Here is a 25,246-nt window from a genome sequence, read left to right as displayed (position 1 = left end):
TGCGTCCTTGTTGCTCGATCAAGTGGAAAGAAGGAAGTCGGAAGCAGGCTCAGGCCCGCGGCAGATCATGCGGCGGCGGCCGGAACAGCGGCGAGATCAGCCAGACCAGGCCGATGCCGAACAGCAGGGTCAGGCCGAACGCGCGCAGCGCCGGGGTCTGCGACAGTCCCAGCAGGCCGAACGACAGCCAGGTGCTGGCCGCGCCCACGCACACCGCCAGCCAGGCACTGGCATCGCCGCGGTGCTCGATCAGGAAGATGCCGTAGTCGATGCCCATGCCCAGCAGCAGCATCAGTGCCAGCACGTTGAACAGCTGCAGTGGCTGGCCGAACAGGCCCAGCAGGCCCAGGGTCAACGCACCGGCAATCAGGGTCGGCGCGAACACGCGCCAGGCCTGGCGGCGGTAGCGCAGCCACAGCGCGCCGAACACCAGCACGATGCCGACCAGCAGCAGCCCCCCCATCAGCTTGCGGTAGTGGCCCAGCAGCTGCGAGAAGTCGGCGGTGCGGTCCACCCAGCGCACGCCAGGCAGGCCTTCGGCCGCCCCGCGCAGGGTCGCCAGCGCATCGGCGCGCGACAGGTCATCGACCATCACCACGCTGATCATCTGCCCACCGACCTCACCCACCCACAGGTGGCGGAACGGCTGCGACGCCGGCGAGGCCAGGAACGCCTCCGCGGTCAGCGGCGTGGTGGCGAAGTCGGGGCGCGGCAAGGGTTCTCCGACCGCATCGGACACGGCCTGCAGCACGCCCGGTTCCACCTTGGCGGTCAGCGCCGCATCGGCCTGCTGGCGTGCCGGCGACGGCAGCCAGTCACTGATCGCGCGGTAACCGCCGATGCGCTTGTCGTTGGCCAGTACACGCAGGCGTTCGGTCAGTGCTTCTTCGCGCTGCAGCAGCTGTGCAGCGTCACTGCCCTGCACCAGATAGAACTGCGCCGGGCTGGGCATGCCCAGCAGCTGGCTCAGGCGGATCTGCTGGGCCATCAGTGCCGGCGGTGAGGACTGCAGGCTGCGCAGGTCGTCATTGCTGTGCAGGCGGGCGATGCCGATGGCAGACAGCGCCAGCGTGATCACCACGAACACCGTCACCGGCCGGCGGCCATGCAACCGCGGGAAGCGCTCCAGCGTGTTGCCCAGCCACTGCGAGAAACGGGTCTGGCGGATCTCGCCGCCATCCAGCCACGGGAACCAGAAGATCACCGTGAGGAAGGCGGCGGCCAGACCGACCACCGAGAACAGCGCCATCTGGCGCAGGCCCGGGAACGGGGCCAGGCCCAGGGCCAGGTAGGCCAGCGCGCTGGTCAGCAAGGCCAGCCACAGGCCCGGCAACAGGTGCCGCAGCAGCTTCCAGCGGCGATCGGCCGGCTCGGCCTGGCGCGAGGCAAACCAGTGGATGCCGTAATCCTCGGCCACGCCCACCAGCGACGCACCGAACACCAGGGTGAGCACGTGCACCTTGCCGAACACCAGCACGGTCACCGCCAGCGCCACGCCACAACCGATCAGCAACGACGCGGCGACCAGCAGGATCGGCCGCAGCGAACGGAACGCCAGCCACACCAGCAGCAGCACCGCGGCCAGCGAGCCCCAGCCGATCGTGTTGATCTCCTGGTTGGCCTGCACCGCGGCCGCCTCGGCGTGCAGCGGCACGCCGGCATGCAGGATTTCCAGCTCCGGCGCTGCCGCCCTGGCAGCCCGCCCGGCACGTTCCAGCAGGCCGTCGAGATGACGCTCACCGTCGAGCTGGAACGCCGAACCCGGTGTATCGAACTGCAGCACGGCCCAGTGCCTGCCCTCGGCTTCGAGCAGGCCGTCATCGCCCAGCCGCAACCCCGACCCCTGCGCCTGCTGCTGCCACCATTGCGGCCACAACGACAACGGGTCTTGCCGCCAGTCGGTCAGGCGCGGAGCGCCCATCGGGCCGTACAGCGCGGCCAACGCCTGCTCGGCCAACGCGCCCGGTTCGCTGCCCTGCAGCTGCTCGCGCTGGGCCGGCGTCAGCAGGCGGTCGCGGTACGGCGCGTAGAACGCGCGCGCCTCATCGAACCAGCCTTCGATCGAACCACTGGGCACCAGCAGGGCTCGGTCAGTGTCCTTGGCCATGGCCGCGGCAAAGGCCGCCTGCGCACGCTTGGCGGCGGCGCCGTCCCTGCTGCCCAGCAGCACCACCACCTGCCGCGAGCTGCCGTCGGCGATGCGCCGGGTGACGTCGCTCAACAGGCGGTCATGCGCATCCTGCGGCAGCAGCGCGAGGATGTCGGTGTCGATCCGCGATTGCTGGCTCCACAGGTGCCACTGCTGCGCGCCCAGTACCAGCAGCAGCAACAGCCAGGCGATGCCCAGCCAGTGCCACCAGCGCCGCAGCCGCTCCGGTGCGTTCGATGCGACGGCCTCACTCAAAGCGGCGTGCCTCGTCGGCGGTGAGCGTGGCTGGCGCCTCGCTCAATGCACTGAACTGGATCTGCGTGCGGTCCTTGTTGGCCTCGACGATCTCGACCTGGCGCACGTAGCGGTCACCCTGCAGGGTCAGCGACTGGAACGCCTTGGCCAGCATCGCCGACTTCGGCGTCAGCCGCAGCCGCCAGCCCTGCCCTTCACGGCTGGCCGCCACGTTGAACTGGCTGGACAGCGCCTGCACGTCGCCACTCATCAGCGCGAACATGATCGCGTTCACCGAACGCATCGCCGGCTGCTGCCGTGCATCGAGTTCGACACGGGTGCTGCCATCGCGCTGGCGGCTCAGGATGCGGTCGGCGGTGACCACCACTTCGGAAGGGAACGGCTTGAGCGTGGCCCAGATCACGCCGTGCTGGCGCGCGACCACGAACTGGCCCTGCGAGCGCAGCGGGTTCCTGAAGCCGCTGACCTGCTTTTCCTGGCTGAACTGGCCACGCAGCACATCCGGCCGCGCCACCGCCTGGGTGATCGCATCGATGGCGGGGTCGGCCGCCTGCACCTGCGGTGCGGCAACGAAGATCAGCGCGCACAGGAGCACGCTCGAAAGACGGACAAGGGGGTTCACGGCGCAGGCACTCCCAGGCGTTCCCACAGTACCGGCGGGCACTGGTACAGCATTTCCTTGCTGGCCGCGTCCACCGCGACCTGGATGGTCATCGCGCGGGTCAGCACCTGGCCGCTCTGCGCATCGAGGATTTCATACTCGATCTTCAGCCGGTTCTCCCATTCCACGATGCGCGCGACCACGCGCAGCGCCTGGTTGAACAGCAGCGGGCGCACGTACTTCACCCGCGCATCGACCACCGGCCACAGGTAGCCCGATTCGAGCATCTGCGGGTAGTCGTAGTCGTAGCGCCCGAGCAGCGCGCAGCGCGCGATCTCGAAGTACTTGAAATAGTTGCCATGCCAGACCACGTTCATCGGATCGCAGTCATGGAAGGCAGGGGTCAACGCAATTTCGCCAACCCGTTCGATGGCCTCATTCACCGGCATACAGCTCCCAACGTTGCGCGCGGATCTCCACCAGCAGTTCCCGCAGTTCGCGATCCAGCGCGCGGTCTTCCTCGACCAGGGCGATGCGCTGCCCCAGGTCGGCGTACATGTCGGCCAGACTGCCATGCAGCTGCGCATTCAGGCCAACCCGCTCACGCAGCGCCAGGCCCTGGCGCGCGGCGATCAGCATTGCCGCCACCACCTGTTCGGTCAGCTCGATCACGCGCAGGCAGTCGCGCGCGGCGATGGTGCCCATGCTGACCTTGTCCTGGTTGTGGCACTCGGTGGAACGCGAGAACACGCTGGCCGGCATGGTCTGCTTCAGCGCTTCGGCAGTCCAGGCCGACACGCTGATCTGCAGCGCCTTCAGGCCATGGTTGATGGCCGCGCGCGGGCCGGTGGCCGCCGACAGGTTGGCCGGCAGGCCATGGTTGTAGCGGGCATCCACCACCAGCGCCAGCTGCCGGTCGAGCAGGTCGGCAACGTTGGCCACGGTGTTTTTCAGGGTGTCCATCGCCAGTGCGATGTGGCCGCCGTAGAAGTGGCCGCCATGCAGGATGCGCTCGCCGTCGGCGTCGATCAGCGGGTTGTCGTTGGCACTGTTCAGTTCGGTTTCGATCAGCTGGCGCAGGAACGGCAGGCTGTCTTCCAGCACGCCGATGACGTGCGGCGCGCAGCGCAGCGAATAGCGGTCCTGCAGGCGCTGTTCGTTGCGCGGCGGGCGTTCGCTGTGCAGGTCGCTGCGCAGGCGCGCAGCGATGCGGCCCTGGCCCGGGTGCGGCTTGGCGGCGAACAGGGTTTCGTCGAAGTGGTGCGCGTTGCCGTCGCTGGCCAGCACGTTGAACGCGGTCAGGCGCGTGGCCATGCGCGCCAGGTAATCGGCGCGCTGCCAGGCCAGGCAGGCCAGGCCAGTCATCACCGCGGTGCCGTTCATGATCGCCAGGCCTTCCTTTGGCCGCAGCTTCAGCGGGGTCATGCCGATCTTCGCCAGCACTTCGGCCGCCGGCTGCACGCGGCCGTCATGCAGCACCTCGCGCTCGCCGCACAGCACCGCCGCCACGTACGACAGCGGGGTCAGGTCGCCGCTGGCACCGACCGAGCCTTCGGCCGGGATCATCGGCAGCACGTCGTGCTGCAGCAGCGTGGCCAGGCCTTCCAGCAGCGGCACACTGACGCCGGACATGCCGCGCACCAGCGACGCCAGGCGCGCGGCCAGCACCGCGCGGGTCTCGACCGGGTCCAGGTAACGGCCCAGGCCGCAGCCGTGGTAGGTGTACAGGTGGTGCGGCAGTTCCGCCACCAGCGCCGGCGGGATGTTCACCGTGCACGAGTCGCCGTAGCCGGTGGTCACGCCGTAGATCACGCCGTCCTCGCGCAGCAGGCGGTCGAGGAAGTCGGCACCGCGCTGGATGTGCGCGCGGAACGCCGGCGCGTCGCTCAGTGCGGCCTCGCACTGGCGCTGGGCCAGGGCAACCACGTCTTCGATGGTCAACGGTGCGTCGCCAAAGCGGCACACGGGTACGGCGTCAGTCGTCATGCGGAGCCTGATCCCAGAAGGGGAAGAAATTGAACCAGTCCAACGGGGACTGGATGACCTGGAGTTCCAGCCAGCGCGCGAAGCGCTGTGCCTGTTCGGCCAGCGCGGCGTCGCGCGAGCCACGCGGCAGCACGATGCGTTCGGCGAACTGTTCGAATGCCACCCGATAGCCGTCGCCCTCGTGCAGGCAGGCCATGGTGTAGACCGGGCAGCCCAGCGCCGCGGCGAGCACATAGGCGCCGATCGGGAACGGCGCGCGGTGGCCCAGGAAATCGGCAGTGACGCTGCGGCCACCCTGTACCGGCGTGCGGTCGCCGACGATGGCAACGAAGCCCCCCGCCGCCACGCGCTCGGCCAGCATCACCGCGGTGGCCGGCCCCATTTCGGTCACCTGCACCAGTTCCACCGCCGCCAGCGGGTCCAGCCGCTGCAGCAGGCGGTTGAAGCGCTGCGCATGCGCGGTGTGCACCAGCACGGTGATGCGGAACCCCGGCACCTGTTCGGCCAGCACCTGGCACAGCTCCAGGCAGCCGATGTGCGCGGTGAGGATCAGCCCGCCCTCGCGGCGCGCGATCTTCTGCAGCACCAGGTCACGATGCAGGTGGATGCGCTCGGCCGGGTAGCGCCCGCCCAGGCCGAGGATCTTGTCCAGCATCGTATCGGCGAAGGCGAAGAAGTGGCGCAGGCTGTCACGCCGTGTCGGCGCGCGGCCGAGCACGCCGCTGTGCGCCTGCAGCCGCTGCAGGTACTGCATCGAAGCCTGGCGCCCTATACGGTTGCCCAGCCAATGGCAGGCCACCACCGGCCACACGCACAGGCGGAACGGCCAGCGCCCGAACCAGCGGTGCACCCAGCACAGGAACAGCACGCCGGCCACCGACGTCGATTCGCCGATGTCGGCCCAGTGCGGGGCACCCTGCGCGGCCGCCATCTCAGCGCTGCCCCCGCAGGCGGCGCCACAGCAGCCGCGGCGCACGCCAGAGCATGCCGAAGAACAGGCGGGTATGCATGCGGCTGATGCGCACGTTGTCGCGCCACACATCGAAGTGCGACACGCCATCGGATGGATAGGTCACACGCGTGGCCAGGTGCTCGACCGGCAACTGCCGCCAGTACAGCCGCACCATCACTTCGGTATCGAAATCCATGCGCCGGCCGATGGTCTCTTCACCGATCAGGCGCAGTACCGGCGGCAGCGGATACACGCGGAAGCCACACATGGTGTCGCGCAGGTGCAGCGACAGCGTGTTGATCCAGACCCAGATGTGGGTGGCGTAGCGGCCATACAGGCGCGCCTTGGGAACACTGGCGTCGTAAGCCGGAATGCCGCAGATCACCGCCTCGGCATGGGCGCGCGCGGCTTCGATGAAGCGTGGCAGGTCAGTGGTATCGTGCTGGCCGTCGGCATCGATCTGCAGCACGTGGCTGTAGCCACGCGCGCCGGCCTCGGCAAAGCCGGCCAGCATCGCCCCGCCCTTGCCCTGGTTGACGTCCAGGCGCAGCAGGTCGACGCCCTGGCGCTGTGCCAGCGCGCGCAGCACCGCCGCGCACCCATCGTGCGAACCATCGTCGACCAGCAGGCAGGGCAGTCCCGCAGCCTGCACGCCATCGACCACCGCCGCGATGGCGTGCTCGTGGTCGTAGACAGGGATCACCACCAGTGGCGCGAATGCGGCACCGGCAACGGCCGGATCAGTCCGCATCAGCGAAAACCACCCTGCCGCTGGCATGCACACCGTGGCTGGAGGTGTAGCGGAAGGCCAGCACGTTGCGTGCGGCATCCCAGTCCAGCTGCAGGGTCAACTCGTCACCGGGGCGGGCCACGTGCTGGAATTTCACCGCATCCATGCGCACGAACGCGCCCCGCATCACAAACGCCTGGCGGGCGAAGCGCACCGCCCAGTCCAGCTGCGCCACGCCGGGCAGGATTGCCGCCTGCGGGAAGTGGCCCTGGAACGGCCGCAGCGCCGGGTCCAGGGTCATGCGCAGGGTGGCGCTGGCGGCATCGCGGTGATCCCACGCCGGCACCGGCATCAACGGCTGGAACAGCGCCGCCAGCGCGGCCTGGGTCACCTTGCCCTGCGCATTGATCGGCAGCGCCTGCACCAGGCGCCAGCGACGCGGCCGGGTCACTGCGTCATGCGCATGCGCCAGGCGGGCGCCAAGGCGCTGGCCCAGCGCCCGCCGCGCAGCGTCGCCGCCCTCCAGCAGCGCCGGATCGGCCGGCACCACCACGGCGGCCAGCTGCTCGCGCTGCCCGGGCAGCACCAGCACGCGCGCGTCATCCACCTCGGCGTCTTCGCGCAGCGCGCGTTCCAGCGCATCCAGCGACACCCGGCGTTCCTCGATCTTGACGATGCGGTCGGCCCGGCCCAGCAGGCGGAAGCGGCCGTCGGCCAGAGCTTCGACACGGTCCTGGGTGCGCCACCAACCGGGGGTGTCCAGGTGCGCCGAGGCCACCGCCAGGCAGCCATCGTCGATGCGCCACTGCACGCCCGGCAGCGGCTGCCACGGCGGCAGGTCGATGTCCCAGCGGCGCCAGGCGATGCCGCCGGTCTCGCTGCTGCCATAGACCTCGGTCGGGGCCACGCCCAGCCACTGCCGCACCTGCCGCGCTGCGTCTTCCGGCAGCGGACCACCGGAGGAGAACACCGCGCGCAGGCGGCCATGCAGGCTGGCCCAGTCGAGCTGCCCGGGCAGGCGCTTGAGGTGGGCCGGCGTCGCCACCAGCACCGTATCGGTACCGGCCAGCGCACCCACCAGGTCTTCGTGGAAGAACCGGCGCGGATGAATCAGGCGGCCGGCGGCCAGCGGCCACAGCACGCGGAACAGCAGCCCGTAGATGTGCTGGTGGGACACCGTGCCATGGACCTGCACACCCTCCATCTGCGCACCGAACGCGGCCTGCAGCGCCTCCACCTCGCGCGCCAGCTGGTCCAGGCGCTTGCCGATCGCACTGGGCTGGCCGGTGCTGCCGGAGGTGAACACGCACAGCTCGCAGGCGCGCTCGTCCAGCGCCTGCAGCTCATCGTCCAGCGCGGCGTCCAGCGCCACCAGCGAGCGGTAGTCGGCGGACACGTCGCCTGCGAAGCCGCTCACCTGCGGCTGCAGCGCCTGCAGCGTGGCTGGCAGGTTGTCGGCGGCCAGGAACACCCGCTTGCCGGCATGCCAGGCACCGAACAGCGCGGCGGCAAAGGCCACGGCATCATCGAAGTACAGGGCCCAGTCGCGGCCTTCGGCGGCCGCAAAGGCGGCGCGCCAGGCCAGTACGCGCTGGCGGAAGCCGGCATGGTCGATCACCTCGCCGTCGCACAGGCCGACGCTGCGCTGCGGCCGTGCCTCCAGCAGCAGCCGGTCCAGGGCAATCCACTCAGCCATGCGCGTGCGCCGCCTTCACCTGCCGCCGCACCAGCCACTCCCCTGCGAACAACACGCCCATCATCACGTACGCCAACAATCCGTTGTAGAGCATCCAGACCCGGTCCGACGCGTACAGCGCGGTCAGCAGGGCCAGGCTGCCGTTGAGAACGAAGAAGCCGCACCACACCTGGGTGACGCGGCGGGTATAGGCCACCGCGAACGGCGGCAGGTCCGGCTCCTGCAGCCGCGCCAGGCGCTCCACCAGCGGCGGCCCGAAGCGCAGGCTGGTGCCGAACACCGCCAGCATCACCAGGTTGACCAGCGCCGGGTACAGTTTCAGCGGCAGGGCCTGGTTGAGCACGGTGGCCAGCACCGCCAGCAGGCCGGTGCCAGCGGCGGCGGCCCACCACAGCGGCTGTCGCGTGCTCAGTGCACGCAGCAGGGCCAGGGTGAACAGCAGCAGCGACAGCCAACGCGGCTCGAAACGGCCCATCGCCAGGTACACCAGCAGCGGGTAGGCAAGCGAAATCGCTGCCACCACGACGGTACGTGCGCGAGCCATGGCGAAGCCGCCGGCGCTGCGGTCAGGCGGCTGCCTGGTCCGGCAGCAGTCCATGCACGACATCGACGATGTCCTGCACGGTGCGCACGGCCTTGAACGCTTCCGGCTGCAGATTGCGGCCGAGCAGCGGCTTGAGCTGCACGATCAGGTCGACCGCATCGATGCTGTCGATGTCCAGGTCGTCGTACAGGCGGGCCTCGGGGGTGATCCGGGCGGTTTCGATCTCGAAGCTGTCGGTCAGGATGCTGACGATGCGTTCGAACAGTTCATTCTTGGTCATGGCAATTCCTGGCGCCGTTACGACTGGCGGGCGGCGACGAACTCGCCGAGCGCGCGCACGCTGGAGAAATGGCGACGGGTTTCTTCCGAATCGGCCGAGAGGCTGACACCGTACTTCTTCTGCAGCGCCAGGCCCAGTTCCAGCGCGTCGATCGAATCCAGGCCGAGGCCCTCGACGAACAGCGGCGCGGTCGGATCGATGTCCTCCGGCGTGATGTCCTCCAGCGAAAGGGAGGAAATGATCAATTCCTTGATCTCGTGCTCAAGTGCTTGCACGGGGCGGATCTCCAGACAGGTCGAAATAACGAGAAAGGTGCTCGGTGACGCGGCGTGCTGCCAAGGCATCCCCCCTTGGCGAGTCGTCATCGGCCAGGAAGGGCGCGATCGGGATATCTTCGCCGATCTGCAGCCGAACGTGAAAGCGACGTGAGGGGACACGATACCACTTCTGTCCCTTGGTCAACGTGGGCGGGGTGCAGGTGATCCGTACCGGGGTGATGTCCAGCCGGCCGCGGACGGCGATGTTGGCGGCCCCGCGCTGCAGCCGCGGCGGTTGGCCCGGCACGCTGCGGGTGCCCTCCGGGAAGATCACCAGGGTACCGCCGGCATGCACCGCCGCTACGCAGTCGTCGACCAGGCCGGCCCCGTCATCGTTGGCGATGTAGCCGGCCGCCCGCACCGGGCCGCGCATGAACGGGTTGCAGGCCACGGCCCGCTTCACCACGCAATCGGCGTTGGGCAGCAGCGAAATCAGGCAGACCACGTCGATCAGGGTCGGGTGATTGGCCAGAACCAGCAAACCGTCGCGCTGCAGGCGTTCCCCGCCCTCGATCTGGTAGGTCATCACCCCCAGCGCACGCATCAGGCGCAGGTGGCTGGCAAAGGCGACCTGGACCACGCGGCGGGCGCGGCGGCGGCGGACCACCGGGTCGCGCATCAGCAGCAGCACCGGCATCACCAGCACGCCCAGCAGCAGGCCGCCCACGCCAAATGCGGCGAAGCTCAGGCCGGTGCCGAACACCCGCCAGGCATGATCGAGGCGGCGCAGCGCCTCAGCCACGGCGTCCCCAGCGCCAGCGCTGGCCCTGGGCCACGTGCTCCAGCGCCGGCGCGCCAGACAGCAGGAAGCGGTGCAGGTCCAGCGCGTGCGGCAGCGTGCCCGGGGCGGTGGCGGTGGCCTCCGGCGCCGCCTCCCATTGCAGCGAGAGCGTCGGCTGGCCCGCTGTCGGCGCGGTCAAACGCCAGCACCAGGCAAAGAACGGGTCGGGTTCGTCGGCAAACGTCGCGTAAATTTCAGGAAGCGGCGACTCATAGACCACCACCCGCACTTCGCGGGCACCATCGGCCAGCAGCCCGGCGGCCTCCAGGCAGGCGGTCTCGACCGTGGCCTGGCCGGCGGCCAGCGCCAGGTAGTTGCCGCGGTGGCCGCGGGCGATCGAGTACAGCGCCGCGATCGCGTTGTGCACCGACAGGCCGAACCCGGTGGGGGACAGGGGCTGATCGCTGGCCAGCGCCCCCAGCAGGTCCATCGAACGGGCCACGTCGCCGTGGCGGCTGGCGAACACCAGCGGCACCTGGCTGTCAGCGCCCTGCCCGTCCTCGCACCAGCAGGCAGCCTGGATCGCCATCCGGCCCAGCCGCTCGATGCGGCGGCGCTGCATCGCCGGGATCTCGGCCAACGCCGGCGTGTCTTCGCCCTGCGGCGGATACGGCGCATCGGCCCAGCCCAGCCACTGGCTACGCTCGCTCAGGCCGGGCGCCCAGGCGGCCCAGTCGACGATGGAGAATTCGATCATTTAGCGATGGTGCTTCAACGGGAGAACGATAGGCACGAGCCATTACGGCGACGCGCGGCGGCCCCCCATTCCTGCAGCCGTGCGTCCGTCCAGGACGTCGCCGGCTGCCCCCCTGGCCGCCGGAAAGGAGCGCACGCTAGCACGTCCTGCGCGGGGTGTGCAGGTTTCACATTCCCCAACGCGGGGGCCGGCACCGGCCGGCCCCGCATTCAAACGATCAGTGGTAACCGGTGTCGGCGTGCACCTTGCCGCGGAACACCCGGTACGACCACGCCGTGTAGCCGAGGATGACCGGCAGCAGAATGACCAGCCCGACCAGGGTGAAGCCCAGCGAGGAGGCCGGCGCGGCGGCCTGCCACAGGGTCATCGACGGCGGCAGCAGGTAGGGCCACATGCCCAGCACCAGGCCAAGGAAGCCGAGCACGAACAGGGCCAGGCTGAGCAGGAACGGCGGCAGGTCGCGGCGCGGATGGGTCGCGCTGCGCCACAGCGCGGCCGCCACCGCCAGGGTCAGCAGCGGGACCGGCGACAGCCACCAGAAGTTGCCGTCGCTGAACCAGCGGTCCATCAACCGCGAATCGAGGAACGGCAGCCAGCTGCTCACCAGGCCCATCGCCGCGATCACCGCCACCACCAGCGGGCGGGTCATCTGCCGCGCCAGCGCCTGCACGCGCCCTTCCGTCTTCAGGATCAGCCAGGTGCTGCCCAGCAGCGCATAGCCGGCCACCAGCGCGGCACCGGTCAGCATCGCAAACGGGCTGAACCAGGCGAACGCGCCGCCCTGGTAGGCACCGTCCACCAGCGGGATGCCCTGCACCAGCGTGCCCAGGATCACGCCCTGGGCAAAGGTGGCCAGCAGCGAGCCCAGGCCGAACCCCACGCTCCACAGCCGGCGCGAACGATGTGCCTTGAAGCGGAACTCGAACGCCACGCCGCGGAACACCAGCGCCACCACCAGCAGCAGCACCGGCAGGTACAGCGCCGACAACAGCACCGCATAGGCTTTCGGGAACGCCGCCAGCAGCCCGGCGCCGCCCAGTACCAGCCAGGTCTCGTTGCCGTCCCAGATCGGCGCGGCGGTGTTCATCATCAGGTCCAGCTGCTCCTCGTCCTCGGCGAACGGGGCCAGGATGCCGATGCCGAGCACGAAGCCGTCCAGCACCACGTACATCAGCACGCCGAAGCCGATCACCGCGAACCACGCCACCGGCAGCCAGGTCATCAGGTCCATGTCAGCGCTCCTCCAGCGGTTCGTCAGCCGCCGACAGCGGGCGTGCCGGCGTATGGCTGCCATGGTCCAGCGACGGCCCCTCGGCATACGGCTGCGGCCCGTGGCGCAGGATCTTCACCAGGTACCAGATGCCCCAGCCGAACACGAAGGCGTAGCCGACCACGTACACGCCCAGCGACAACGCCGTCATCCACGCGCTCTGGGGGCCAACCGCATCGGCGGTGCGCAGCACGCCGTAGACCACCCACGGCTGGCGCCCCATCTCGGTGACGAACCAACCGGACAGCAGCGCGATGAAGCCACTCGGCAGCATCCAGTTCCATCCGCGCAGCAGCCACGGTGAATCCAGCAGCTTCCTGCGCCACAGCTGGAACGCTGACACCCAGGCCAACAGCAGCATCAGCGTGCCCAGCCCGACCATGATGCGGAAGGCGAAGAACACCGGCGTCACCGGCGGCCGCTCGCTGGCCGGTACCGAGGTCAGCGGGTCGAAGGTGCCGTCCAGGCTGTGGGTGAGGATCACGCTGCCCAGCTTCGGGATGGCCACTTCGAAATCGTTGCGCTCTTCCTTCTCGTTGGGCAGCGCGAACACCACCAGCGGCACGCCCTCGCCTTCCCGGGTTTCATGCCAGTGCGCTTCCATCGCCGCGATCTTCATCGGCTGGTGCTTGAGCGTGTTCAGGCCATGCATGTCGCCGACGAAGATCTGCACCGGCACGGTCAGTGCGGCGAACGCCACCGCCGCGATCAGCATGCGCCGGCCCGCTTCCACGTGCGTGCCCCTGCGCAGGTACCACGCACCGACGCCACCAATCACGAAACAGGTGGTGATGAACGAGCCCAGCGCCATGTGCGCCAGGCGGTACGGGAACGAGGGGTTGAACACCACCTGCCACCAGTCCACCGGATGCACGATGCCGTTGACCATCTCGTAGCCGGCAGGCGTATGCAGCCAGCTGTTGGACGACAGGATCCAGAACGTGGAGAACAACGTGCCCAGCGCCACCATGCAGGTGGACAGGAAATGCAGGCGCGGCGAGACCCGGCCCCAGCCGAACATCATCACGCCGAGGAAGCTGGCTTCCAGGAAGAACGCGGTCAGCACCTCGTAGGTCAGCAACGGGCCGATGACCGTACCGGCCACCTCGCTCAGCCGCGGCCAGTTGGTGCCGAACTGGAAGGCCATGACGATGCCGCTGACCACGCCCATGCCGAACGACACCGCGAAGATCTTCTGCCAGAAGAAATACAGCTCGCGCCACACGGGCAACTTCGTGCGCAGCCAGCGCCATTCGATGAAGGCCAGCCAGCTGGCCGTGCCGATGGTGAAGGCCGGGAACAGCACGTGGAAACTGATGACGAATCCGAACTGGATCCGGGACAACAACAACGCGTCCAAGGGACGCCTCCTGCCTGCGACCGGTGGGATACCGGACCACTTTAGGAGGATTTCGTTAAGGTGGGATGCGACCGGGTGACGCGCTGCTTCACTTTGTCGCAGGGGTCAACCGTTCTGGTAGCTGCCAGCCTTGGTTGGCACACACGCCCAAACGCCGACCCAGGTCGGCATCTACCAACGGCGACTGGAACGGCCCACCGCCCAGAGGGCGCCTCAGAGCCAGAAATACCAGGCCGCTGCAGCCAGCAGCGCGCCAAACAACAGCACCTGCACCACCACATAGCCCACGCCACCGTCGCGCGACTCAGCGGCAATGCGCTTCTGCAGCGCCTCGCTCACATCCGGCGTTGCTTCCTGCTGCGCCTGCTCGCGCAACGCCTGTGCCAGCACGCGCGCTTCCGCATCGCGAGGATCGGTGGGTGGGTTCACAGCAGCTCTCCGGCAGTGGCATGCCGCGTCAGTTCCTGCTTCAGGACCTGGCGCGCGCGGTGCAGGTGGCTCTTGATGGTACCGCGTGCCAGTCCGGTCACCTGCTCGATCTCGGCCAGATCGAAATCCTCCAGGTAATGCAGGCCGACGATCAGGCGCTGCGGCGCGCTCAGCCGTTCCAGTGCCGCGCCGAGCTGGCGCCCGGCCTGCAGCGCCTCGCTCAACTCGGCGGGCCCGGGGCCTTCATCGCCGATCCCCAGTTCCTCCGGCACCTCCACCGCCACCATCCATTGCGCCTCCAGCCGCCGCCGGCGCAGGTGCTGTAGTGCAGTGGTGTAGGCCACCCGCGAAACCCAGGTACGCAACGAAGATTCAAAGCGGAACCGGTGCAGCTGGCGGAACACGGCCAGGAAGGTTTCCTGCAGCAGGTCAGCCACCTGGTCGCGGTCGCCCACCATGCGTCCGATCACATGCGCGCAGGTGCGCTGGTGGGCTTCAACCAGTTGCGCGAAGGCCGACTGCGAGCCATCGATGATGGCCCGCACCAGGGCCTGGTCCGCGTCCAGCGCTTTGGCGGGAGCCGCCGTCGCCGCCGTATCCTCGCGGCGACGGCCCCGCAGTGCCGACAGCGCTTCGCCGAGCAGGCTCATGCGCGGGGCGCCCCCTGTGCCCGTGGCATGCGCCGGCTCAGCCCTTGCGTGCGGCAGGACGGGTGAAGTGCCAGGCCAGCAGCTGGCCCAGGCCGGCACTGCCGACCAGCGCGGCAGCGGCACCGAAGGTCAGGTCACGCGCACCGATGGCCTCCAGCAGGGCCATGGCCAGGGCCAGGCAGACCAGGCTGATGCCCCAGCGCAACGCCCCCTGGCGGCGCCGCTCTTCTTCCAGCACGGCCAGCGAGCGGATCACTTCCTCCGGCACGTGCGGGGCCACCAGCTTGCTGCGCGCGCGCGCATCGGCAATGGCATGGATCGCGTAGGCGATGCAGATGAAGAGGGTGATCGGGATCAGTTCCTGCATGGTCGGGCTCCTGTTCGATGGATGATGCGGGTTCAGGAGAATGGATGCGCGACCACGGCAACCGGTTGCACTAGCTGCCTGCCACCTCGTCGCTGGCGCCGGGCGTGTCCGCCGGGTCCGGGAAATAGGTCTCCACCTGGAAACCCAGCTGCAGGTCCGCCAACAGTCGCAGCAACTGCTGATCCAGCACAAAACCCGCCCATGCGGTCTTTCCAAAGATGCCGACACGCACGCCGATCGAAGCCCCCTCCTGCAGCAGTTCCCCGATCACATCGGCGCGTGCCCGCAGGAGATCGACCAACGCCGGCCAGGCATCCATCAGCCAGCCGTCCTTGCCCCTCTCCAGTACGAACACCACGCGGGTCTCCGCATGCCCGCTGATCAGGCTGCCGTCGCGATCCCAGTATCCGGTTCCGACGTCTCGGGAAAACGCCGGTTCCAGATCCAGCCGGGCGGCAATCCCGGCGCCGGCCTCTGTTGGGTGCTGCACGCGCAGCGAGATCCTGTAGTCGTAGCAGTACATATCGGTTCCATCCGAACGGAATGGCCATCATGCCGCACACGCCGTCGCAGCGACCTGGAGGGGGCCATTTTGCCGATTCCGCTGCCATGACCTGTGGCCCCTGCCCCGGGCCCGTGCGGCTGCTACGCTTGCGCGGTTTCCTCTACTGGTGCCGTCCGCCCATGTCCCGAGTGCTGCCCCTGTCCCTCCTGCTGTCGGCCGTGCTGGCCGCACCGGCTGCGCATGCCGCGCCGACGCCGATCACCATCGAACAGGCCATGGCCGACCCGGACTGGATCGGTCCGCCGGTCGAGAAGGCCTGGTGGTCGTGGAACAGCCAGCAGGTGGAGTACCAGCTCAAGCGCAACGGCAGCCCGGTACGCGATACCTTCCGCCAGCCGGTAGCCGGTGGCGTGGCCGCGCAGGTGGCCGATGACCAGCGCGGCACCCTGGACGTGGCCGAGCCGGTCTACGACCGCAGCCGCAGCCGCAGCGCCTTCGTGCGCAATGGCGATGTGTTCGTGCGCGACCTGCGCAGCGGCGCGCTGACCCAGCTCACCCGCAGCAACGAGCGCGCGGGCAACGTGAACTTTGCCGCCGACAACGGCGTGATCTGGCGCGTCGGCCAGAACTGGTTCCACTGGACCGCCGCCAGCGGCGTGCAGCAGGTGGCCAGCCTGAAGGCCGAGAAGGACCCGCGTACGCCGCCGAAGGCCGACGTGCTGCGCGACCAGCAGCTGCGCACGCTGGAAACCCTGCGCCGCGACCGCGACCAGCGCGAAGCATTGAAGGACCAGGACCAGCGCTGGCGCCAGGCCGACCCGACCCGCGCACCGGGCCCGGTGTACCTGGGCGCCGACGTCGAGATCGGTGACAGCGTGCTGTCGCCGGACCTGACCCACCTGATCGTGGTGACCAAGCCGAAGGACTTCGACGACGGCCGCACCAGCAAGATGCCGCTGTACGTGACCGAGTCGGGCTACGAGGAAACCGAGGACACCCGCACCCGCGTCGGCCGCAACGGCTTCGAACCGCACACCCTGTGGTACGTGGACGTGCGCACCGGCAAGGCCGAAAAGCTCTCGCTGTCCAGCCTGCCGGGCATCAGCACCGACCCGCTGGCCGAGCTGCGCCGCAAGGCCGGCAAGGATGCGCTGAAGGGCGAGCGCAGCGTGCAGGTGATGAGCGACTTCATGGGCGGCGGCATCCGCTGGAGCGCCGACGGCCAGCAGGCCGCAGTGATGCTGCGTGCCAACGACAACAAGGACCGCTGGATCATCAGCGTCAATGCCGCCGACGGCCGCGTGCAGAACCGCCACCGCCTGACCGACAACGCCTGGATCAACTGGGGCTTCAACGATTTCGGCTGGATGGCCGATGGCCGCACGCTGTGGCTGCTGTCCGAGGAATCGGGCTTCTCGCACCTGTACACCCAGGCCGGCACCGCCAAGCCGCAGGCGTTGACCAGCGGCAAATGGGAAACCTCGGCGCCGGTGCCGTCGGCCGATGGCAAGGGCTTCTATTTCCTGTGCAACCAGCAGGCGCCGCATGACTACGAAGTCTGCGCGGTCGACACCGGCAACCGCCAGGTACGCGAGCTGACCAGCCTCAACGGCGTGGAAGACTTCTCGCTGTCGCCGGACGGCCAGCAGCTGCTGGTGCGCTACTCCGGTGCCTACCTGCCGCCGCAGCTGGCGGTGCTGCCCAGCACCGGCGGCCAGGCACGCGTGCTGACCGACACCCGCACCGCCGACTACAAGGCACGCCAGTGGATCCAGCCGAAGCTGGTCGCGGTACCGTCCAGGCACGGTGCGGGCGTGGTCTGGGCCAAGTACTACGAGCCGGAAAACAAGGAACCGGGGAAGAAGTACCCGATCGTGATGTTCGTGCACGGCGCCGGCTACCTGCAGAACGTGCACCAGCGCTACCCGGCCTACTTCCGCGAGCAGATGTTCCACAACCTGCTGGTGCAGAAGGGCTACATCGTGCTGGACATGGATTACCGCGGCAGCGAGGGCTACGGCCGCGACTGGCGCACGGCCATCTACCGCAACATGGGCCACCCGGAACTTGAAGACTACAAGGACGGCCTGGACTGGCTGGTCGACACCCAGCAGGGCGACCGTGACCACGCCGGCATCTACGGCGGCTCCTACGGCGGCTTCATGACCTTCATGGCGCTGTTCCGTTCGCCGGGCACGTTCAAGGCCGGCGCCGCGCTGCGCCCGGTGGTCGACTGGCACAACTACAACCACGGCTACACCAGCAACATCCTCAACACCCCGGACATCGATCCGGAGGCGTACCGCGTGTCCTCGCCGATCGAGTACGCGCAGAACCTGCAGGACAACCTGCTGATCGCCCACGGCATGATGGATGACAACGTGTTCTTCCAGGACTCGGTGAACCTGACCCAGCGCCTGATCGAACTGCACAAGGACAACTGGTCGATCGCACCGTACCCGCTGGAACGCCACGGCTACGTGCGTGCCGATTCCTGGCTGGACCAGTACAAGCGCATCCTCAAGCTGTTCGAGCAGAACCTGAAGTGAGCAACGCCGCGGCCATGATCCGGATCGTGGCCGCGGTCATCCTGGATGACCGCGGCCGGGCGCTGCTGGTGCGCAAGCACGGTGCCCGCCGCTTCATCCAGCCCGGTGGCAAGCCCGAACCCGGCGAAGCACCGCTGCAGGCGCTGGCCCGCGAACTGCACGAGGAACTGGGCGTGCAGCTGTGCACCGGTGCCGCCATCGCACTGGGCACGTTCGAGGACTGGGCAGTGAACGAGCCCGGCCACCGCGTGCAGGCCCAGGCCTGGTGGGTGCAGGTGGACGGTACGCCACAGGCGTGCGCCGAAATTGCCGAACTGGCCTGGGTGCCGCTGCAACCACCGCATGGCCTGCCCTTGGCACCCTTGAGCGAACACCATATCCTGCCGGCGGTCGCCACCCGGGTGACGGCCCGCTGAGCAGGCGGGCGCCGACTGCAAGGACATCGGATGTCAATGTCGATCCCGTCGATCCCCTCGCTGCCTTCCCCGGCCTATCACGCCTGGGTGCGTCCTGTCGCACAGGCCTCGTTCTGGCTGTCACTGGTGCTGACGATCTACTTCGTGCTGCAGGGACTGGTGCTGTGGCCGTTGCACAACCTCGCGCTGTGGCGCCTGGTGGAAAGCGAAGTGCAGCACCAGCAGCTGCACAGCCTGATCTGGCTGCTGGCGCACCCGGTAGCCGCATCGATGGTCGTCGCGCTGTTGTGCCTGGCCTCGACCGTATCCAGCTGGGGCCTGCTGCGCGAACGGCGCTGGGGCCTGTGGAGCTTCGTGGTACTGCTGCTGCTGAGTGGCCTGACCAACTTCGCGGCCGCCTGGTGGCTGGACCTGTTCATGGGCGACTTCATTCCGCTGCTGGCCAATGACCCGGCCCTGCTGCAGGAGCTGCAGCTGAAACGCTGGCTGATCACGCTGACCGTGGTCGGCATGTCGTTCGTGCTTCTCGGCCTGCAGGGCTGGCTGGCCTGGCGCCTGCTGCGGCCGGATGTGCGCTCGCGCTTCCACTGAGTTCTACCGATCCCCGTTCGACAAGGACTGTCGCATGCGCTTGCTGATGCTTCTTCCCGCACTGCTGTTCGCCGCGCTGCCTGCCAGCGCCGACGCGTTGCAGTGTGGCGAATACCGCAGCGCCGATGGCGGCACGGCGCTCGTGTTCACCACCTCCAGCAGCGGCTACCGCCACAACGACATCCGTGAACGGGAGCCGCTATAGGTCGATCGCAGTGCGGCGCAGACCCGGTTGGTCATGCTCGACGATGGCGTGGCGCAACCGATCCGGATCAGTGCCGATGGACAGCGCATCGAGGACGACGTGGTGACCTACACGCTGAGCCACTCCCGCGCCTGCGCCATCGAACCCAGCGTGATGGACGGCAGCTGTCGCGCCGCCGGCAGCCACTGCATCGCGCAGCTGCCCACGGCCTCACCCGGCCAGGCCCTGCGCGCGTGCAACGAAGGCGTTGGCGCAGGCTGCTCGACGCTGCTGCGACAACTGCGCGAGGACAGCGCAGCAGTAGCCGATGACACCGGCCCGGCCCGCTTCGAGCGCCCGGGCATCTGCCGCGAACCCACACTTGGGCATGATCCGGGGGCCTGCGAGACGCAAACCAGTGATGCGCTGGCTGCCGCCATGCAGCAATTGGGCGAACGTCTGCAACAGGTAGACGAAGACGCGCTGGATTCGCCGCTTCCGGGCGCTGCACGTGATCGTCTGCAGCAGCTGTGCCTGCAACACCGTGGTGGTCGCTTCTGCACCGAGGTTGCCGAGCAGCAGTTGATCGCGCTGGAACCCGCGCTGGCCGTGCAGGCGCTGCAGGTCATCTGCGATGCGGGGCGCGCCAGTGCCTGCGAACGTATTGCGCCATTGCGTGAACTCGGCGCCGATCTACGCCTGGTGCCGCTCCGGCAGGTGCCGTGTGGCCGCTACCAGGCCGAGGGCGGCCAAGTCGACAGGCTCGACTTCGGCGACGGCACGCGCGGCCGCCTGTATGACGGCGCCATCCACCTGCAGCAGGACGGCGAAACCCTTGTCCTGCGCCAGCTGGGCAACGGCGACCTGCTTGGCATGGATACGCAGACCGGTTACCAGCGCTACCAGCCGGTGCCCGGCACGGCACAATGCACGCCCCCGCGCGAGGGCCGTGATTCGCCGTAGCGCCTGGAGTTTCCCGTTCGATCGTCAAGGAGACGACATGCATTCACCCGCACCGCGCCGCCGCTGGCTGGTCTGGGCGCTGCTGCTGGCCGCGCCGATGGCCGCCGCACAGTCACCGCAATGCGGCCTGTTCAAGGCCGACGAAGGCAGCGGCACGCTGCGCATCAGCTCACCGAACCGCGGCGAGCAGAAGCACTTCGGCAGTGCGCCGTCTCCGGTCGCGTTCCAGCAGATCGACGGAAAGCTGCAACTGGTGAACCTGGAGTACGGCCTGCCCAGCGCGTTGCAGGTGCGCGATCGTGGCCGCACCGTCGAGGTGGATGGCACGGTCTACATCCTGCAGGCCCCCGCACAGTGCGCCGCCGCAGCCAGGCCGGCTGAAGGCAGCTGCCTGGCCGATGCGGCGGCGTGCCTGGACAACCGCCGTGAAGCGCCCCCGGCCGCGCTGGAAGCAGGGTGCCGGGAAGGCGTGCCCGGCATGTGCCTGCAGCTGGCCGATCGCTGGCATGACGAGGCCAGGGCGCCGGCCACGCCGGATGAGGCGCAGCAACAGGCCATCCTCGATACCGCACTGGCCGGCATCGAACTGCCTGTGCCGTGCCGGAATGGCGGCTTCAGCAACGAGACACCGGTCTGTGCAGCGGCGCTGGAAGCGGATCCGGCGCTGCAGGAGCAGATCGTCAAGGCCGCGATGGGTGCGGCGATGGTCGAAGCCGTGAGCTCCGTGCTGTCACCCTCCACGCCGGTGGTGGTGCCGGCCGCGCAGCGCCAGCAGCTGTTGCAGTTGTGCCAGCAGGTCGGCCATGGCGGCTTCTGCAGCCGCGTGGCCGAGCTCTCGTGGGAATCCGGCGACCCCTTGCAGGCGGTGCAGGCACTGACCACAGCGTGCGCGCCCGGTAAGGAAAGCGCCGCCTGCGAGCGCCTGCCTGCATTGCAGGCGCTGGGCGCCTCGTTGCGGCCGCAGCCGGCTACGGCGCTGCCCTGCGGCACCTTCCGCGCCGCAGGTGGCCTGATGGATACGCTGGACTTCGGCGATGCAGGACGGGTCGGCATCGGCTGGGACAGCCAACTGCGTGCTCGTGTCGAAGACGGCGACATCCGCATCCGCCACGACAAGGGCGGCGACTTCGTGCTGCGGCCGTTGCCCGGGGGCCAGCTGCTGGGCCTGGACACGTGGACACGCTTCCAGGTGTTCGTGCCGACCGGCGAGGGCGCGAGCACCTGCAGCCCGCCGAAACACTACACGGTGCTGCCGCTGCCTCAGGACTGCCCGCAGGCGCTGGCCAGCGGCGGTGCCGAAGCCTGCTGCGCGCAGGGCAAGCTGCAGGGCTGCAACATTCTTGGCAACCGTCTTGCGCTGTCCGGCCAGTGGCGGCAGGCGGCAGAGCACTACACCACCGTGTGCCGTGCCGGCGTGCGCGAGGGCTGCGAAAACCTGGTCGCAGCGCAGGGCCGCAGCAGCGACATCGACGCCCATGCGACGCTGGAGCGGCTGTGTGCCGCCGACCGCAGCGGGCGCCACGTCGCCTGCGACGTGCTGGACACCGGAAACTGGAGCGCCCTGGAGCTGGGCCGTGTCCTGCAGGAGGCGGTGGACGAAGCGACGGCCGAGGACACTCCGGCGCCGCGCGCTTCCAACCGCAAGCGATGAGCCGGCCAAGGCCTGCCCGCAGCTTCGGGCGGGCCCTGCGGTAAAGTAGCGCCATGAACGAATTCGAGCGCGTGCGCACCTACCTCACCGACCTGCAGGACCGCATCTGTGCGGCGATCGAGGCCGTCGATGGCCAGGCCCGCTTCCAGGAAGACCTGTGGCAGCGGGCCGAGGGCGGTGGCGGGCGTACCCGCGTGCTGCGCGACGGCGCGGTGTTCGAGCAGGCCGGCATCGGCTTCTCCGACGTGGCCGGCAGCCGCCTGCCGCCGTCGGCCTCGGCCAACCGCCCGGAACTGGCCGGCGCCTCCTGGCGCGCCACCGGCGTGTCGCTGGTGTTCCACCCGCTCAATCCCTACGTGCCGACCACCCATGCCAACGTGCGCTTCTTCCAGGCGCAGCGCGACGGCGAAGTGGTGGCCAGCTGGTTCGGCGGCGGCTTCGACCTGACTCCGTTCTACCCGTTCGACGAGGACGTGCAGCATTGGCACCAGGTCGCCCGCGACCTGTGCACACCGTTCGGCGACGAGCGCTATGCCGCGCACAAGCGCTGGTGCGATGAATACTTCTTCCTGCGCCATCGCAATGAAACGCGCGGCGTCGGCGGCCTGTTCTTCGATGACCTGCACGGCGATTTCGAGCGCGATTTCGCTTATCTGCGTGCGGTCGGTGATGGCTTCCTCGACGCCTACCTGCCGATCGTGCAGCAGCGCAAGGACGCCGCATATGGCGAGCGCGAACGCGAGTTCCAGCTGTACCGCCGCGGCCGCTACGTGGAGTTCAACCTGGTCTACGACCGCGGCACCCTGTTCGGGCTGCAGAGCGGTGGCCGCAGCGAAAGCATCCTGATGAGCCTGCCGCCGCGGGTGCGCTGGGAGTACGGCTTCACCCCGGAAGCGGGCAGCGCCGAGGCGCGCCTGGCCGACTACCTGGTGCCACGCGACTGGCTCTGATCGTCCGGCGCCACGCCTGATCCGTGGCGCCTTCTTACGCCTGTGGTGCGCCCCGCGCCGGACAGGCCCTGCACTGCCTCCTTCAAGGATGACCCCATGCTCCCTTCCGCCCCCGCGCCGCGGGCTGGCGCTCCCTGCTGTTGCTTGCATTGGCCTCGGCCAGCCTGCCGGCCGCCGCGCAATCGATGGCCTGCGGCACCTACAAGGACGTCGACGGCAACACCACGCTGACCATCGAAAGTGAAGGCCATGGTTTCCTGTCCGGCCCCTACCAAGCCACCGAGCAGCTGCGCATCGCCCGCCAGGAGGACGTGCTCGGCACCGGCAACCTGTCCACCGGCCGCCTGGAAAACTGGTACTTCTCGGACAACGATCGCACGATCAGCACCCCCTATCGCGAATTCACCCGCGAGCACACCGCCGTCTGCAAGACGATGCCGGAGCCCATCGAGGGCGGCTGCGTAATGAACACCTCCGAGTGCCTGGAGGCGTTGCCGGAAGCCGAACCGCTGAAGCTGCATGCCTGGTGCGCCGAAGGCGTGGGCGCGGCCTGCATGCAGCTGCTGGAGACCTACCAGCGGCAGGCCAAGGACGCAGCGCCGGCGCCTGCACGTTCCGAGCCGCCGATGCCGGAGATCTGCAAGGAGGATTCGGCGTCGTTCAATGCCGAGGGCTGCAGGGCGATCGCCGAGGTGGTCGGCGCCGAGATGATGGGCAAGGCCGTGCTCGGCCTGCAGCATTCGAACGACCCTGTCTTGCCGTCCGCGCAGCTCGATGAACTGGCCGCACTGTGCCGGCAGCAGCACGGCGAGGCGTTCTGCGCCGACGTTGCCGAGGCGCTGTGGAGTGGTGGGCGCCTGTTGCAGGCCCATGACGCGCTGCAGCTGTCGTGCGCCCAGCGCGCGGAGGGCGTGGCCTGCGGCCGCGCCGAGGCGCTTGCCCGACTGGCCTCGGTACCGGCCGCTGCACTGGCCCCGGTGCCGGCTTCCGCGCTGCCCTGTGGGAGCTATGAAGCGGAGTACGGCGTGCTCTCGCAGCTGCGCTTCCTCGATGGTGGCCTGGTGGAAGCCGGGGGCCGCGACCAGCGCCTGCGCGCGAGCCTGCAGGACGGGCGCATCCTCATCCATCGCGACGTCGGCAGCGACTTCGTACTGCAGCCGCTGAAGAACGGAAACCTGGCCAGCGTCGACGGCGGCAACCGCTTCGCCTACTACGAGCGCAAGCCGGGCTCAGGCAATGCCAGCTGCGCACCGCCGGTGGCCTTCGCGGAGATCCCCCTGCCGCTGGACTGCCCGACCCTGGACCGCAAGGACGGCGCCAAGGCCTGCTGCACCGATGGCAAGCTGCTGGGCTGCAAGGTTGCCGGCGAGGCACTGTTCAAAAACGAACAATGGGCCGCATCGCGGTCCTACTTCCAGACGCTGTGCAGCGCGGGTGTGCGCGAAGGTTGCCTGGCAATGGCCGCGGTGTATGCGCATACCGCGGATCCGAAGATTCCGCAGGCCATGGCGGCGATCTGCGCGAAGGACGGCAAGGGCACCCACGTCGCCTGCGATGTGGACGCGACGCGCAACTGGCCGGCGCTGAAGGCTGAAGCCGCTCCCTGAGGCCAGGCACCTGTTGAGCCGGGCATGGGCCCGGCGCTACGAGGTCAGGTGCTCTTCCGCGCGATGATCGTGATGTGCCCGGTCGTCTCCAGCAGGGCGATCTGCACGTCCTCGATCTGCAGGCCGCCCTGTTGGCGCAGCGCGGCATCGAAATCGGCCCGGCTGATCAGTTCGCGGCGGAGAACGCCCTCCAACAGCCGGCCATCACGCGCGATCACGGTGGGCTCTCCTTCGATCATCCGCTCCATGCGCCGATTCCGGGTGGTCAACCAGCCCACCCCGTAGTTCAGCACGATCAGGGTGGCCGCCAGCAGCAGGCCACCGCCCAGCGAGGTGTCGGTGCCCAGCAGCGCGTTCTGCACCGCGTTGCCCAGCAGCACGATCAGCAGCACGTCGAAAGGCGTGATCTGCCCCAGAGCCCGCTTGCCGCCCAGCCGGACCATGCCCAGCACCACGACATAGACCACCACCGCGCGCAGGATGAATTCCCACCACGGCATGGCCAGGGCGAACAGGTCGGGCATGGTCTTCCCCTGCGGAACGGTGGCCCAGCCTAGCATCTGGGGTCAGATCCCTTTGCCCGGCGGGCAAAGGGATCTGACCCCCAGTGTGTGTTCCGTTGGCGCAAATAAAAAGCCCCGCTGACCAGGGGGAGGTCAACGGGGCCGGGGAACGGGCACTTGGGGAGGAGTCCCCGTTCCGAGATCTGCTCCAGGGGATGGGAGAGATCCACAACAGGCGTTGCGCCTGTCGGGAGTTATAGAAG

Annotated in this window: 25 protein-coding genes and 1 pseudogene; 7 read left to right on the top strand and 19 right to left on the bottom strand. The window is 68.8% G+C overall.

What is annotated here, in order from left to right:
• Window positions 1-49 precede the first annotated feature (49 nt).
• From AC5P7F_RS14780 to AC5P7F_RS14695, 18 genes are all read right to left on the bottom strand, one after another.
• Window positions 50-2,404 (bottom strand): MMPL family transporter, encoded by a 2,355-nt coding sequence (locus AC5P7F_RS14780; RefSeq protein WP_032960614.1) that lies wholly within the window; start codon window positions 2,402-2,404, stop codon window positions 50-52.
• Window positions 2,397-3,026, bottom strand: a complete 630-nt coding sequence (locus AC5P7F_RS14775) for a LolA family protein (RefSeq protein WP_041863962.1) — start codon at window positions 3,024-3,026, stop codon at window positions 2,397-2,399. The genes AC5P7F_RS14780 and AC5P7F_RS14775 overlap by 8 nt, the downstream gene beginning before the upstream one ends.
• A complete protein-coding gene (locus AC5P7F_RS14770; RefSeq protein WP_032960618.1) occupies window positions 3,023-3,454 on the bottom strand; it encodes an acyl-CoA thioesterase in 432 nt (143 codons plus the stop codon). The genes AC5P7F_RS14775 and AC5P7F_RS14770 overlap by 4 nt, the downstream gene beginning before the upstream one ends.
• On the bottom strand, window positions 3,441-4,991 hold the full coding sequence (locus tag AC5P7F_RS14765) for an HAL/PAL/TAL family ammonia-lyase (protein ID WP_032960620.1): 1,551 nt from the start codon (window positions 4,989-4,991) through the stop codon (window positions 3,441-3,443). Before AC5P7F_RS14765 ends, AC5P7F_RS14770 begins: the two co-directional genes overlap by 14 nt.
• Window positions 4,981-5,922: a lysophospholipid acyltransferase family protein gene (locus AC5P7F_RS14760; RefSeq protein WP_014648845.1), complete on the bottom strand. Its 942-nt coding sequence runs from the start codon at window positions 5,920-5,922 to the stop codon at window positions 4,981-4,983. The genes AC5P7F_RS14765 and AC5P7F_RS14760 overlap by 11 nt, the downstream gene beginning before the upstream one ends.
• Before the next feature lies 1 nt (window position 5,923).
• Window positions 5,924-6,694 carry a glycosyltransferase family 2 protein gene (locus tag AC5P7F_RS14755; RefSeq protein WP_495204172.1) on the bottom strand — a complete coding sequence of 257 codons (771 nt, stop codon included), beginning with the start codon at window positions 6,692-6,694 and terminating at the stop codon, window positions 5,924-5,926.
• Window positions 6,684-8,369, bottom strand: a complete 1,686-nt coding sequence (locus tag AC5P7F_RS14750) for an ApeI family dehydratase (protein ID WP_111205367.1) — start codon at window positions 8,367-8,369, stop codon at window positions 6,684-6,686. The genes AC5P7F_RS14755 and AC5P7F_RS14750 overlap by 11 nt, the downstream gene beginning before the upstream one ends.
• Complete coding sequence (locus AC5P7F_RS14745; RefSeq protein ID WP_164076990.1) at window positions 8,362-8,913, bottom strand: COG4648 family protein; 552 nt, start codon at window positions 8,911-8,913, stop codon at window positions 8,362-8,364. Before AC5P7F_RS14745 ends, AC5P7F_RS14750 begins: the two co-directional genes overlap by 8 nt.
• 22 nt (window positions 8,914-8,935) lie before the next feature.
• On the bottom strand, window positions 8,936-9,193 hold the full coding sequence (locus AC5P7F_RS14740; RefSeq protein ID WP_005411609.1) for an acyl carrier protein: 258 nt from the start codon (window positions 9,191-9,193) through the stop codon (window positions 8,936-8,938).
• Between the two features lie 17 nt (window positions 9,194-9,210).
• Window positions 9,211-9,468, bottom strand: a complete 258-nt coding sequence (locus AC5P7F_RS14735; protein WP_005411610.1) for a phosphopantetheine-binding protein — start codon at window positions 9,466-9,468, stop codon at window positions 9,211-9,213.
• Window positions 9,455-10,252 carry a lysophospholipid acyltransferase family protein gene (locus AC5P7F_RS14730; RefSeq protein WP_014038937.1) on the bottom strand — a complete coding sequence of 266 codons (798 nt, stop codon included), beginning with the start codon at window positions 10,250-10,252 and terminating at the stop codon, window positions 9,455-9,457. The genes AC5P7F_RS14735 and AC5P7F_RS14730 overlap by 14 nt, the downstream gene beginning before the upstream one ends.
• Window positions 10,245-10,988 (bottom strand): beta-ketoacyl synthase chain length factor, encoded by a 744-nt coding sequence (locus tag AC5P7F_RS14725; RefSeq protein WP_014648849.1) that lies wholly within the window; start codon window positions 10,986-10,988, stop codon window positions 10,245-10,247. Before AC5P7F_RS14725 ends, AC5P7F_RS14730 begins: the two co-directional genes overlap by 8 nt.
• Window positions 10,989-11,205: 217 nt before the next feature.
• A complete protein-coding gene (gene cydB / locus AC5P7F_RS14720; RefSeq protein WP_032960627.1) occupies window positions 11,206-12,219 on the bottom strand; it encodes a cytochrome d ubiquinol oxidase subunit II in 1,014 nt (337 codons plus the stop codon).
• Window position 12,220: 1 nt separating this feature from the next.
• Window positions 12,221-13,618 (bottom strand): cytochrome ubiquinol oxidase subunit I, encoded by a 1,398-nt coding sequence (locus AC5P7F_RS14715; RefSeq protein WP_053494556.1) that lies wholly within the window; start codon window positions 13,616-13,618, stop codon window positions 12,221-12,223.
• 213 nt (window positions 13,619-13,831) lie between these two features.
• Window positions 13,832-14,047, bottom strand: a complete 216-nt coding sequence (locus AC5P7F_RS14710; protein WP_014648852.1) for a hypothetical protein — start codon at window positions 14,045-14,047, stop codon at window positions 13,832-13,834.
• Window positions 14,044-14,697 carry an RNA polymerase sigma factor gene (locus tag AC5P7F_RS14705; RefSeq protein ID WP_014648853.1) on the bottom strand — a complete coding sequence of 218 codons (654 nt, stop codon included), beginning with the start codon at window positions 14,695-14,697 and terminating at the stop codon, window positions 14,044-14,046. The genes AC5P7F_RS14710 and AC5P7F_RS14705 overlap by 4 nt, the downstream gene beginning before the upstream one ends.
• Window positions 14,698-14,734: 37 nt before the next feature.
• Window positions 14,735-15,064 (bottom strand): hypothetical protein, encoded by a 330-nt coding sequence (locus AC5P7F_RS14700; protein ID WP_005414880.1) that lies wholly within the window; start codon window positions 15,062-15,064, stop codon window positions 14,735-14,737.
• A 70-nt stretch (window positions 15,065-15,134) separates the two neighbouring features.
• Window positions 15,135-15,587 (bottom strand): hypothetical protein, encoded by a 453-nt coding sequence (locus AC5P7F_RS14695; RefSeq protein WP_164076989.1) that lies wholly within the window; start codon window positions 15,585-15,587, stop codon window positions 15,135-15,137.
• A 161-nt stretch (window positions 15,588-15,748) separates the two neighbouring features.
• Between AC5P7F_RS14695 and AC5P7F_RS14690 the strand changes: the two genes are divergently transcribed.
• The 7 genes and pseudogenes from AC5P7F_RS14690 (at window position 15,749) to AC5P7F_RS14660 (ending at window position 24,480) form a co-directional block, all read left to right on the top strand.
• On the top strand, window positions 15,749-18,118 hold the full coding sequence (locus tag AC5P7F_RS14690; RefSeq protein ID WP_164076988.1) for a prolyl oligopeptidase family serine peptidase: 2,370 nt from the start codon (window positions 15,749-15,751) through the stop codon (window positions 18,116-18,118).
• Window positions 18,115-18,534 carry an NUDIX hydrolase gene (locus tag AC5P7F_RS14685; RefSeq protein ID WP_032960632.1) on the top strand — a complete coding sequence of 140 codons (420 nt, stop codon included), beginning with the start codon at window positions 18,115-18,117 and terminating at the stop codon, window positions 18,532-18,534. The genes AC5P7F_RS14690 and AC5P7F_RS14685 overlap by 4 nt, the downstream gene beginning before the upstream one ends.
• Before the next feature lie 30 nt (window positions 18,535-18,564).
• Entirely contained in the window at window positions 18,565-19,125 is a 561-nt protein-coding gene (locus AC5P7F_RS14680) for a hypothetical protein (protein ID WP_126411517.1), read from the top strand.
• A 34-nt stretch (window positions 19,126-19,159) separates the two neighbouring features.
• Window positions 19,160-20,272 (top strand): annotated as a pseudogene (locus tag AC5P7F_RS14675) (hypothetical protein).
• 37 nt (window positions 20,273-20,309) lie between these two features.
• Complete coding sequence (locus tag AC5P7F_RS14670; RefSeq protein ID WP_164076987.1) at window positions 20,310-21,923, top strand: hypothetical protein; 1,614 nt, start codon at window positions 20,310-20,312, stop codon at window positions 21,921-21,923.
• Between the two features lie 53 nt (window positions 21,924-21,976).
• Entirely contained in the window at window positions 21,977-22,873 is an 897-nt protein-coding gene (hemF, locus tag AC5P7F_RS14665; RefSeq protein WP_014648860.1) for an oxygen-dependent coproporphyrinogen oxidase, read from the top strand.
• 140 nt (window positions 22,874-23,013) lie between these two features.
• The gene (locus AC5P7F_RS14660; RefSeq protein WP_239510471.1) at window positions 23,014-24,480 is read left to right on the top strand and encodes a hypothetical protein; all 1,467 of its coding nucleotides are present in this window, start codon (window positions 23,014-23,016) and stop codon (window positions 24,478-24,480) included.
• A gap of 44 nt (window positions 24,481-24,524) precedes the next feature.
• On the opposite strand, the gene AC5P7F_RS14655 is transcribed toward AC5P7F_RS14660, so the two are convergent.
• Window positions 24,525-25,004 (bottom strand): DUF421 domain-containing protein, encoded by a 480-nt coding sequence (locus AC5P7F_RS14655; protein ID WP_046433229.1) that lies wholly within the window; start codon window positions 25,002-25,004, stop codon window positions 24,525-24,527.
• Window positions 25,005-25,246 lie beyond the last annotated feature (242 nt).

The organism is Stenotrophomonas sp. YJH_SMC_105-26, assembly GCF_059368915.1.
This window is presented reverse-complemented; position numbering and strand designations above follow the sequence as displayed.

Coding starts and splice junctions, on each gene's coding strand:
- AC5P7F_RS14770 (WP_032960618.1), bottom strand. CDS start 3,454: ATGCCGGTGAATGAGGCCATCGAACGGGTTGGCGAAATTGCGTTGACC.
- AC5P7F_RS14765 (WP_032960620.1), bottom strand. CDS start 4,991: ATGACGACTGACGCCGTACCCGTGTGCCGCTTTGGCGACGCACCGTTG.
- AC5P7F_RS14760 (WP_014648845.1), bottom strand. CDS start 5,922: ATGGCGGCCGCGCAGGGTGCCCCGCACTGGGCCGACATCGGCGAATCG.
- AC5P7F_RS14755 (WP_495204172.1), bottom strand. CDS start 6,694: ATGCGGACTGATCCGGCCGTTGCCGGTGCCGCATTCGCGCCACTGGTG.
- AC5P7F_RS14750 (WP_111205367.1), bottom strand. CDS start 8,369: ATGGCTGAGTGGATTGCCCTGGACCGGCTGCTGCTGGAGGCACGGCCG.
- AC5P7F_RS14745 (WP_164076990.1), bottom strand. CDS start 8,913: ATGGCTCGCGCACGTACCGTCGTGGTGGCAGCGATTTCGCTTGCCTAC.
- AC5P7F_RS14740 (WP_005411609.1), bottom strand. CDS start 9,193: ATGACCAAGAATGAACTGTTCGAACGCATCGTCAGCATCCTGACCGAC.
- AC5P7F_RS14725 (WP_014648849.1), bottom strand. CDS start 10,988: ATGATCGAATTCTCCATCGTCGACTGGGCCGCCTGGGCGCCCGGCCTG.
- cydB (WP_032960627.1), bottom strand. CDS start 12,219: ATGGACCTGATGACCTGGCTGCCGGTGGCGTGGTTCGCGGTGATCGGC.
- AC5P7F_RS14705 (WP_014648853.1), bottom strand. CDS start 14,697: ATGAGCCTGCTCGGCGAAGCGCTGTCGGCACTGCGGGGCCGTCGCCGC.
- AC5P7F_RS14700 (WP_005414880.1), bottom strand. CDS start 15,064: ATGCAGGAACTGATCCCGATCACCCTCTTCATCTGCATCGCCTACGCG.
- AC5P7F_RS14695 (WP_164076989.1), bottom strand. CDS start 15,587: ATGTACTGCTACGACTACAGGATCTCGCTGCGCGTGCAGCACCCAACA.
- AC5P7F_RS14690 (WP_164076988.1), top strand. CDS start 15,749: ATGTCCCGAGTGCTGCCCCTGTCCCTCCTGCTGTCGGCCGTGCTGGCC.
- AC5P7F_RS14680 (WP_126411517.1), top strand. CDS start 18,565: ATGTCAATGTCGATCCCGTCGATCCCCTCGCTGCCTTCCCCGGCCTAT.
- AC5P7F_RS14670 (WP_164076987.1), top strand. CDS start 20,310: ATGCATTCACCCGCACCGCGCCGCCGCTGGCTGGTCTGGGCGCTGCTG.
- hemF (WP_014648860.1), top strand. CDS start 21,977: ATGAACGAATTCGAGCGCGTGCGCACCTACCTCACCGACCTGCAGGAC.
- AC5P7F_RS14655 (WP_046433229.1), bottom strand. CDS start 25,004: ATGCCCGACCTGTTCGCCCTGGCCATGCCGTGGTGGGAATTCATCCTG.